This window comes from Methanospirillum hungatei (assembly GCF_020216685.1).
In the GTDB taxonomy this organism is placed as follows: Archaea; Halobacteriota; Methanomicrobia; order Methanomicrobiales; family Methanospirillaceae; genus Methanospirillum; species Methanospirillum hungatei_B.
Genome location: NZ_JAIWNS010000009.1, coordinates 1 through 10,000, shown reverse-complemented (window position 1 = coordinate 10,000; position 10,000 = coordinate 1). Strand labels below are relative to the sequence as shown.

The 10,000-nt window shown below is 49.4% G+C and carries 12 protein-coding genes and 1 pseudogene; 2 read left to right on the top strand and 11 right to left on the bottom strand.

From position 1 onward, the window contains the following. The 3 genes and pseudogenes from LDL35_RS00540 to LDL35_RS00530 form a co-directional block, all read right to left on the bottom strand. A pseudogene (locus tag LDL35_RS00540) lies at window positions 1-623 on the bottom strand (V-type ATP synthase subunit I); the annotation flags it as partial. A 13-nt stretch (window positions 624-636) separates the two neighbouring features. Further along, window positions 637-954, bottom strand: coding sequence for a V-type ATPase subunit subunit G family protein (locus LDL35_RS00535; protein ID WP_304018418.1), 318 nt, complete (start codon window positions 952-954; stop codon window positions 637-639). An 83-nt stretch (window positions 955-1,037) separates the two neighbouring features. After that, complete coding sequence (locus LDL35_RS00530; RefSeq protein WP_158498201.1) at window positions 1,038-1,205, bottom strand: hypothetical protein; 168 nt, start codon at window positions 1,203-1,205, stop codon at window positions 1,038-1,040. 186 nt (window positions 1,206-1,391) lie between these two features. Between LDL35_RS00530 and LDL35_RS00525 the strand changes: the two genes are divergently transcribed. After that, window positions 1,392-1,997, top strand: a complete 606-nt coding sequence (locus tag LDL35_RS00525; protein WP_304018413.1) for a hypothetical protein — start codon at window positions 1,392-1,394, stop codon at window positions 1,995-1,997. A gap of 27 nt (window positions 1,998-2,024) precedes the next feature. Next, complete coding sequence (locus LDL35_RS00520; RefSeq protein ID WP_304018412.1) at window positions 2,025-2,873, top strand: universal stress protein; 849 nt, start codon at window positions 2,025-2,027, stop codon at window positions 2,871-2,873. A 21-nt stretch (window positions 2,874-2,894) separates the two neighbouring features. Here LDL35_RS00520 and LDL35_RS00515 read toward each other — a convergent pair whose 3' ends face one another. The 8 genes from LDL35_RS00515 to LDL35_RS00480 all read right to left on the bottom strand — a co-directional run. Continuing rightward, on the bottom strand, window positions 2,895-3,545 hold the full coding sequence (locus LDL35_RS00515) for a V-type ATP synthase subunit D (protein ID WP_304018410.1): 651 nt from the start codon (window positions 3,543-3,545) through the stop codon (window positions 2,895-2,897). Beyond that, the gene (locus tag LDL35_RS00510; RefSeq protein ID WP_304018408.1) at window positions 3,530-4,939 is read right to left on the bottom strand and encodes a V-type ATP synthase subunit B; all 1,410 of its coding nucleotides are present in this window, start codon (window positions 4,937-4,939) and stop codon (window positions 3,530-3,532) included. Before LDL35_RS00510 ends, LDL35_RS00515 begins: the two co-directional genes overlap by 16 nt. Further along, window positions 4,936-6,702 (bottom strand): V-type ATP synthase subunit A, encoded by a 1,767-nt coding sequence (locus LDL35_RS00505; RefSeq protein ID WP_304018420.1) that lies wholly within the window; start codon window positions 6,700-6,702, stop codon window positions 4,936-4,938. The genes LDL35_RS00510 and LDL35_RS00505 overlap by 4 nt, the downstream gene beginning before the upstream one ends. 54 nt (window positions 6,703-6,756) lie before the next feature. Then, the gene (locus LDL35_RS00500; RefSeq protein ID WP_304018406.1) at window positions 6,757-7,029 is read right to left on the bottom strand and encodes a V-type ATP synthase subunit F; all 273 of its coding nucleotides are present in this window, start codon (window positions 7,027-7,029) and stop codon (window positions 6,757-6,759) included. Further along, entirely contained in the window at window positions 7,026-8,219 is a 1,194-nt protein-coding gene (locus tag LDL35_RS00495; RefSeq protein WP_304018404.1) for a V-type ATPase subunit, read from the bottom strand. Before LDL35_RS00495 ends, LDL35_RS00500 begins: the two co-directional genes overlap by 4 nt. Continuing rightward, a complete protein-coding gene (locus tag LDL35_RS00490; RefSeq protein ID WP_304018403.1) occupies window positions 8,219-8,821 on the bottom strand; it encodes a V-type ATP synthase subunit E in 603 nt (200 codons plus the stop codon). The genes LDL35_RS00495 and LDL35_RS00490 overlap by 1 nt, the downstream gene beginning before the upstream one ends. 8 nt (window positions 8,822-8,829) lie before the next feature. Further along, window positions 8,830-9,555, bottom strand: a complete 726-nt coding sequence (locus LDL35_RS00485; RefSeq protein ID WP_304018401.1) for a V-type ATP synthase subunit K — start codon at window positions 9,553-9,555, stop codon at window positions 8,830-8,832. Then, window positions 9,552-10,000 (bottom strand): V-type ATPase 116kDa subunit family protein (locus tag LDL35_RS00480; RefSeq protein ID WP_304018399.1); only part of this gene is annotated, 449 nt, incomplete at its 5' end. The genes LDL35_RS00480 and LDL35_RS00485, both read right to left, overlap by 4 nt.

The window sequence follows — 10,000 nt, the reverse complement described above, 5'->3', positions numbered from 1 at the left end:
GAATAGAGAAAATCATGAACTTTATTGGCATATTTTTTACTAAAGACCGTAATAACTGCTATGTTTTTCTCATCAAGATCAGCACTGATAAATTCAAACTGGTTTTTTGTGATTTCTGAGAGGAAGGGATGAATAATGTCGAGGACCGATTCAAATTCCTTCTGAATAATCAGGATCGTGACTTCAAAGCCTTCAAGAGTAGGGAGTTGCTGCTCAAGGGGAGAGATCTTCCGAATGATCTTTTCATATCTGAGCAGAGTCGTATACCGGACATCAAGATCCCCCTTCCTGTTTTCAAGTGACCTGAGCTTCTCCTCAAGTGAATCACAGATATTTGTTGCAGTAATCAGAAGATCTTCATAGGGGAGACTTGCGTACTTTTCAATAAAAGGGCTTTTTTTCTGCTTTTTTGAGTCTACCGGAGTAAGGATCTGGATCTGTCCTTTGATTCGGATGAGAAGAGAGGACAACTCTTCAGTATGAAACGTATCAAGAGGGCTTATCACCGGAGCATCAGGGATATCACTCTTTGCATCTTCAAGATGAATGGAACCTGCCTGGTACAGTACATCAATAATACGCTGATAGTCTTTTTTCGGACCGACCACCAGGATTCTCTTCATCTTTTGCAGCATGTTATCCCAGGACCATCTCGGTTATTCTGTTCACCGCATTGTCTACTTTTGTCTCTCCTGTTTTCAGGATTTTATCAGCTTCTGCTTCTCCAGCTGCAAGAATCGATCTGATCTCTATCGCAAGTTCATCAAGCCCGCTCTGCATATACTGTGATGCCTCCATTGCTCCCTTTTGTTCTGCATCCTCCCGCATACTTCGTGCCCTGACCCGTGCATCATGAATCCGGGTTTCAGCCTCTTTACAGGCAATATCACATTGATCTTTCAGCTCTGCTTCCTTTCGTGATATCTGATCCAGCAGTGAGTGTTCTGTCTCCATACCCTTCTCCTTTCCCATAAAGCCAGGCTGAAACCCGGCAGTTTAAGACTTTGGAATGTCCGTATGTATCACAAATACCACTATTAAAGGCCGTATTTGCTCTTCATTCTCCGGGTCATTCCATAGCTGTCGGTATCCTCAAGATGCTTTTTACAGGGCGGACGGCTTGCGGCTTCGAGTATCCGATCCTCGCACCGCTTCATCGCAATCTGCTTGAGCTCGAGGATCTTCTTCATATCTGGTACAGCCATACCTATCACCCCGTGTCATGTGAGATAGTGACCTTTTACACTCACATAATATTTAAGAGTAGTACTCCTGGTATCCATCAATGAATTACACTAATCATATTACCTATCGATACGAGGCCTTTGTATGGTTTTCAGATCTCTCCCGGAACAGATAATATCACCAATTCGCAATAGTATATCAGGAAAATGACACCTTCTTCTCAACCAAAAGTATCATCATCGGATCAAAACACTCCAGAGGGACCACTCTCCTTTGAAAAAGTCTGGCTTATGTTCCAGGAAACAGACAAGAAGTTCAAGGAAACTGACCAGAAATTTAAAGAAACTGATCAGATATTCAAGGAGACTGATAAAGAACTGAACAAACTGGAACGCTTGTTCGTATCACAATGGGGAAAACTCGTTGAATCCCTGGTTGAAGGGGATATAATTTCTATTCTCAATCAGCGTGGGATAGAAGTTACTGATACCATTAAACGGAGATCCGGGCGACGTGATGGTGTTGATTACGAGTTTGATATCATCGCTATCAACGGAACTGAAATAGTAATCGTAGAAGTTAAAACCACCCTCCGACCCGAAGATATCAGGGGTTTTTTGAATAAACTAAAATATGCGAAGACCTGGATGCCCGAATATTCTGACAAGCGGGTGTACGGTGCGGTTGCATTTATTTCAGAAGATGCCGGTACTGCAGTAATGGCTGAGAAGAATGGTCTTTTCGTAATCCGTGCAACCGGTGACAGTGCCAGTATCGTAAATACTGATAATTTCGTTCCAAAGAGTTGGTGACGTAATCATTCGATGTGAGAGGAGTATATGTTCAGACGAATTCTGTTTCCAACGGATTTTTCAGATTATGCACGGCGTGTCATGGACTGTATCGCAGATCTCCCCGGTGTTGAGGAGGTCGTTGTGGTTCATGTGATCAGCACGGATAAACCGGCATCTTTGAGAGGTGATATGACTTCATCTGCGAAGAACCGGATTGAGTCCGACGCCACAATCTTAAAAAGTCTTGGTATTCCATCCATCAAATCTGAAGTTCTGGTTTCAGAATCTATCGCCTCAGGAATTGATGATGCAGCGACACGAAATAACTCGACCATCATTGTCATGGGTGCAAGGGGAAAAAGCATCATCAAAGGTCTGCATCTGGGGAGCGTTACCCACCGAATCCTCCATGACTCAAAGAAGAATCTCCTGATCATGAGGGGGGAGATAATTGAGACCCTGTCTGGAGAGAAGTTTCAGAAATACTGCCCCCGGATCTTTTCACGGGTCTTGGTTCCGGTTGATCTCACCCCTGAATCATGGACAGCCGTTGAACAACTGGCGAAGATTCCTGATGTTGGAGAGATCATTGTTGCCTTTGTGATCTCACGGGGTGAGACCGAACGGGAACTTGAACGGATAAGAATCCAGGCAGAACAGGATATTCAGGAGAGATGTAAACAGATACAGACAGCCGGTGCAGAGATTAGGCATCGTATCCTTGAAGGCGATCTCGTCAGCCGGATACTGGATTATGCACAGGAGGCGGATGTCTCGCTTATCAGTACCGTGCCAACAGAGAAAGGATTTTTCGCCGAGATGCTCCATGGAAGTTTTTCATGTGAACTGGCCCGGCTGGCAACAAAACCGGTTCTTGTCATCAGAAGATCATAACAGAGGGGAAGCCTGATCTCCTCACCTCTCCTTCCGCTCCATATTCTGCTTCATCCGCTTTCTCCTGAAGAGATCCTCCCGCTCCCTTTCCTCAAGCCTGAACTCAATATACCGCATGGTCCGCACCAGCCGGGGAATGACAAGATGCTCTAGGGCATTTACTCGTCTTCTCGTTCTGTTCATCTCAAGTGAGATTCGATCCGCCCTTCCTTCAAGTGATGCATAGGTGATAAGGGACTCTAAAACCGATTCATACCGGAGAGCAGCCTCGTCAACCTGCCCTGATGTACCTGCCATGCTATATCCCCGCTGAGTCATAAAATACCCTGCCACATCAGGCATGGTAATATCAGGAACCTGGACACCCATAACCTGGGAAGCGGTGACAGAAGGCTCCGGGATCTTTCCACAGGCTGCAGCCAGTTCTTCAAGTCTGACCCATCCGGTCATGATCCCTGCCAGTATAAGTGCATCAGAGGTATCCTGTAGTTGATCCTGGATTGAAGCCGCCATGGTTTCCAGTTCTTTTGTGAGACGTGCGTGCTCAAGGACAAGGGCATCCAGCTTCTCCTGCAGGATATCCCTGCCTTTGCGGGCGATCTGCTCACGTCGTGAGAGCCGTATTAATTCAAGCCGGGTTGGTCTGACTCCTGCAATTACGGCCCTTTGCATTCCAGAATCTCCTCGCCATGATAGTACATTTTGATAAAATCAGGACTGATACGCTTCAGCTCAGCCTTTGGAAGTATTGACAAAAGGTCCCACGCAAGGGTGAGCGTGTCATCAAAAGAACGATCCTCGTATGATGCCTGCCTGATGAAATCATTCTCAAACCGGTCACAAAACCGGATATAGAGTCTGTCAAGCGATGTCAGCCCCTCTTCTCCCATAACCGCTACAAGACTTTTCAGCCTGATACCCCGGGCATATGCAGAGTAGAGCTGGTTTTTAACCTCAGCATGGTCGGCCCTCGTTCTCCCCGGGCCTATTCCTCCCTGCATAAGACGGGAGAGACAGGGAAGGACATCAACAGGCGGGTAGATTCCTTTCCGATGGAGATCCCGTGAGAGAACGATCTGGCCTTCGGTGATATACCCGGTCAGGTCAGGAACCGGATGAGTGATATCATCATCAGGCATCGTCAGGATGGGAATCTGGGTAATAGACCCTTCCCTCCCGCGAATACGACCGGCACGCTCGTAGAGTGATGCTAAATCGGTATAAATATACCCAGGATACCCACGTCTGCCCGGCACCTCCTCCCTCGCTGCTGCAATCTCACGAAGGGCTTCACAGTAATTGGTGAGATCGGTAAGCACCACGAGGACATGCATACCCTTATCAAAAGCCAGGTATTCTGCGGTGGTAAGAGCCAGCCGTGGAGTGATGATCCGTTCAATGGCCGGATCGTCGGCAAGGTTGAGGAAGAGAACCGTCCGTTCCAGTGCCCCGCTCTCCTCAAACTCCCTGATAAAAAAGGCCGACTCTTCATAGGTAATACCCATCGCAGCAAAGACAACCGCAAACTTCTCTGCCTGACCGGTCACCTTTGCCTGCCGTGCAATCTGTGAAGCCAGCAGGTTATGAGGAAGTCCTGCTCCGGAAAATATGGGAAGCTTCTGGCCCCGGACCAGAGTATTCATACCATCTATGGATGAAATCCCGGTCTGAATGGAGTCACGGGGATGTTCACGGGCAGCCGGATTAATCGGAGATCCATAAATATCACGGATACATTCAGGAATGACCGGGCCGCCACCGTCTATCGGCCGGGCACTCCCGTCAAATGTCCGCCCAAGCATGTCAGATGACAGGGATATCTTCATCGGCTCTCCCCTGAACCTGACCTGTGTCTTCTCGGTATCCAGATCCCTCGTCCCCCGAAATACCTGCACCATGGCCCTGGTGGTTGTCGTCTCAAGCACCTGGCCGATACGGACCTCACCGCCGGGGAGCGTGATCTCTGCTATCTCACCATACCCGATCCCTTCGACACCATCCAGAACCATGAGCGGACCGACCACCTTTGACACGCCGGTATAGGTCCGAAATCTCAGATCGGTCATAAAACCTCCTTCAGATCCCGTATCGCGTCCGTATCACGGGCTATACTTTCAAAGAGCGGATCCTCCTCTTCAGGGGATGCAGTACCCATTCTTGCAAATGATTCAATGACAGGAAGACCACGGAGCCGTGAGACAGAAATCCCGGTTTCAAGAGCTCGTTCTGCCTGGGAGAAGAACGTGAAGATGGCTTTTAACATACGATATTGTTTCTTCGGGCCGGTAAATGTATCAAATTCATCAAAGGCATACTGCATGAGGTAACTCTCCCGAAGGATCTCGGCCTTTAAGAGGAGCAGACGGTCAGATTCAGGAAGTGTTTCCGGACCGACCAGTCGGATGATCTCCTCCAGCTCATTCTCCCGTTGTAATATCTCCATCATCTCCTGCTTCATCCTGATAAAGTCCGGGCCGATATGCTCCTCCCACCATATCCCGGCGATAGGACTGTACAAAGAGTAAGACATGAGCCAGTTGATCGCAGGAAAGTGCCGCTGGTACGCAAGATCCGCATCAAGTGCCCAGAATACCTTGACAATACGAAGAGTGTTCTGGGTGACCGGTTCTGAAAAATCTCCACCCGGCGGGGAGACCGCTCCGATTACCGAGATGGATCCCTCATGATCCCCTGACCCAAGCAGAGACACCCTGCCGGCACGCTCATAAAAGTCAGCAAGCCGGGAACTCAGGTATGCAGGATAGCCTTCTTCTCCCGGCATCTCTTCAAGCCTTCCGGATATTTCACGCATCGCCTCTGCCCACCGTGATGTCGAGTCAGCCATAAGGGCAACATGGTACCCCATGTCACGGTAATATTCAGCAATGGTAATCCCGGTGTATACCGATGCTTCACGGGCTGCTACCGGCATATTTGAGGTGTTTGCAATAAGGACCATCCGGCTGCTCAGGGCATGACCTGTCCGGGGATCCTTGAGGGTCGGGAACTGTTCAAGAACATCTGCCATCTCATTGCCCCGTTCCCCACACCCGATATAGATGATGATTTCTGCATTGACCCATTTTGCCAGCTGCTGCTGGACGACCGTTTTTCCCGAACCAAAGGGACCGGGGATGGCCGCAGTTCCCCCGCGGGCAAGAGGAAAGAGGGTGTCGATGATCCGCTGCCCGGTCAGGAGGGGTTCAATCGGGTCCAGACGTTCACGAACCGGCCGGGGATCCCGCACCGGCCAGCGCTGAATCATGGTGAGTTCTTTCTTCTCTTCTCCGGTATCAAGGATGGCGATGGTATCAGTAATGACGTATTCTCCCTGTTCTGCAATGAAATGCAAAGTACCAGACAGGCCTGGCGGGATGAGAATATAATGATTGACCGATACCGACTCACGGACACAACCGATCCGGTCACCTTCCCGCACCGTGTCACCAGACTTTGCAAGAGGATAGAACCGGTATTTTTTTGTCCGGTCCAGAGCCGGAGCAGAGGAGCCCCGTTCGATCATATCACCGTTATTTTTCAGGATCTCTTCAAGGGGCCGCTGGATTCCGTCATACATAGTGCCGATAAGTCCCGGACCCAGTTCAACAGAGAGCGGAAGATAGGTTCTGACTACCGGCTCACCAGGGGTAACACCGATCGTCTCCTCATAGACCTGGATGGTGGCACGGTCCCCTTCAAGGATGATAATCTCACCGATTAACCCGGCATTTCCAACCCTGACCGATTCATACATCCTGCTGCCGGCCATTCCTTCTGCTTCAACCACCGGACCGGTTACCCGGATAATAACACCGTTTTTCTCACCCATCGTATCTTTCTCGTCGTGTTTTCTTTTTTCCATTGCTTTTCCCACTCTCATATCTTACCCGGTGCAGAATGGTCCGGGTTCTGGCCCATCCGGTATTACCGAGATAACCGGAATCAGATCTGAGGAACTCTTTATGTCATGTATTCTGTCCGGAATCATGGAGGCAACGGTTTTGCTCACCAGAATAATTCCAATATCCGAATCCTTCAGGCATGCATCCAGATGAGCCCGTGACTCCTCTGCATTTTCACAGATATATCCTCTATGCACCCCGCCAAGAAGAAATCCTATCACCATACGCCGGGATGCAAGAAGAGCTACTTTCATGTCTCCTCCGGGACGGTGATGAGCATCGGGGTGATTTTATCAGCAGAAAACCCGTCGTACAACGCTGACAAAATGATGCGGATATTGCGTAATTCAAACTCTTTTGCCACCAGGTAATAGAGCAGCGGCCCTCCGGTATGGTAATAGACAAGCCCAAGCCTTGATACGGTATCGAGAAGGAACTGGTCAAGAGCCATATCCATCCGGAGCATCGTATCCGAAGAGGGATAGGTTCTCTGCACGGGGGACAGGACGGGATCATATCCGGTCCCGGAGAGTTGCCGGAGAAGATCCGGAACACTCATCATCTCATTCATCTGAACCAGCCTCCACATGGGAAGCTCCTGACCTCCGTCAACCAGACAGAGCGGTACCGCCTCCGGATTCCACCCTGAGTGTTTTGCCCTGATGAGAGCTCTGATATTCTGGATATCAATCAGAACTGCAATAAAATCACGGTACGGGGAGGCCATATATGTCTGGACCATCGACATCTGACTTTTCAGTTCTGAAAACCCCATACAGTCAAGGGCATGATCCAGGTAAAATACCGACTTCTCTTTCTCGTAAAGAGCTAGAGCTGAAAGGAGAGGCTCACCGTATCTGGTCTCCTGCAACAGACGAACCCCTTCATTCATGGACTGGACGTTGCCAAGCTTTGCGGCAAGATCCGGTGAACATCCTTCAGGCCAGAGTTTTGGGTTTTCCACAATCGCTCCTGCCCGGTCCATATGGATCAGCCGGATGATCCGTTTGACTTTTGCAATCTCCTGAAAGAAGAGAAACGCATCAAAAAAGAGCCATGCATCGCGGGGAGCCTGTGACCGGAGCAATGTCACCTCCTCGTACCATGCAAGGAGCAGTTCTTCTTCTGCCCGATCAGGCGTGCATTCTATCGGTATGTCGGTCAGATAGCCATGACTCTTCAGCCTGCTCATACAGTCCTGAACCGAACCACTCTGCATCAGTTCCCGAAGTTGTTCAGGTTCAATGAAAGGAACCCCTTTCGCCTTCAGCCGTGCTATTATCGGCGTATATGAGGTTATCGACAACAGAACCGGAAAATATCCGGCGGTACTCAGAAGGGTCAGAAAGAGCAGAACCAGAATGACGATAAGAACCGCCCCTGACAGGTGGGTAAAATACGGAGAGCCTGCATCAAGAAGGGTGTTCAAATCAGGGATATCCATTATTGTTCACCATGAAAGAGGATGCGGGATGCTGCAACGATCATCTCACGTTCCAGGCGGACAAACCTGACCTCTACGGTATTGTCAATCACCACCCGGTCAGAGATCCGCTCGCATATAACCCCGCCACTGGTATCAACCGGCTCATCTGAGAGAATGAGCGAGAAGCCTTCCTGGTTTATCCTGGAGATAATATCTGCTGCAAGCCTTCGATCATCAGGGTGAACTTTTACAGCAATATCAGACGGGCCAAGATTTTTCGCAGATTCGGTAATCATGGCCTGTAAAAATGAAGGATACTCAGGTCTTGTACGTATCGTCTTCAGATACAAAGATACCTCATCAAAACACTGCCTGAGCATCTCCTCCCTGACCTCTCTGACCTTTCGTTTCGCTTCTATCCTGGTTCGTGACTCCTGACTTGCGATAAGCAATCTGATCTCGCGCTGGCCCTCTGTTATCCGGTGATTATAGGCATCTTCTGCTTTTTGTTCGGCCTGGGCTCTGATTGCCCCCACGTCACAGGCTTCTTCTGCCCTGATGGTCCGGATTTGGCCTTCAGCTTCCTCCCGTATCCGGTTGATGATGGTTTCAACAGACATGCCGACCGTTATCCGCTAAAGAGGCCAAGGCCAAAGAGAATCAGAATGGCAACCAGCAGACCAAATATTGCAAACGTCTCTGACATTGCAGCAAACACAAGGGATCTCCCAATCGCACCCGGGTTTCGTGCCGTTGCAGCAATACCACTTGAACAGGTAATCCCCTGACCGATGGCTGAAAAACCGGCCAGTCCGACCGCAAGACCTGCCCCAACCAGCCCGATTGCAACCGGCATCTCAACAGAGAAATCTGATGATAATATCCCGGTAAGGGCAAGCATGAGAACGGCGATAAGAAGCCCATATATTGCCTGGGTCTCACAGACTGCAGAAAATACCACGCCTTTCCCAAACATCTCCGGTTTTTCAGCGGTATTTGCAACACCTGATGATGCAGCTATGCCCTGACCGATGGCTGAAAAACCGGCCAGACCAACCGCAAGACCTGCTGCGACCGCCTCAAGTCCTGCAGGAGTAGGGATGTCACCGGCAGTCCCGCCCAGAAATCCTCCGGCCTGAAGGATAAGAATTGCAATAAGAAGACCATATATCGCCTGGGTCTGGGGAATTGCAGTAAATACGAGAGCCATTCCGAATTTTTCAGACCGTTCAGATATCACCCCTGACGCTGCTGAACCCACAATACCTACTCCGATTCCAGACCCAATAGCAGAACATCCCACTGCTATTCCGGCCCCGATAGCCATTAAAACCGTTCCGGTCCCTATTGTCATATTACCTCCTCTCGTGTACCGCTTGTGTACACACGATGCTCATGAAACGGAACAAACTCTTTTCCGCCACCGGAATAGAATTTTCCAAAGAATTCAATATAATGCAGTCGCAGGGCATGGATTACACTTCCAAGAGTCTGTATGGCCAGGTTAAAAAGCTGGCCGGCAATACAAAAGAGTATTGCAGGAATTATCATCAACGGATGAACTGATGCTATCATTTCGGACAATATGTTAATTGTCATGGCAATTCCTCCGGTTGCAAGAGCCAGAGCCAGGATTCTGACATATGAAAGCCAGTCTCCCAAAAAACCGGTAAGACTGAAAAATCCCATCGGACCATTCCGGACAAACAGAACCAGCAGACCAATCACCGCTCCAAGAATTGCGAAATTCGTAACCAGGGGAGAAAAGGTCATCCATCCAAAGAAATCGACCAGCAGAA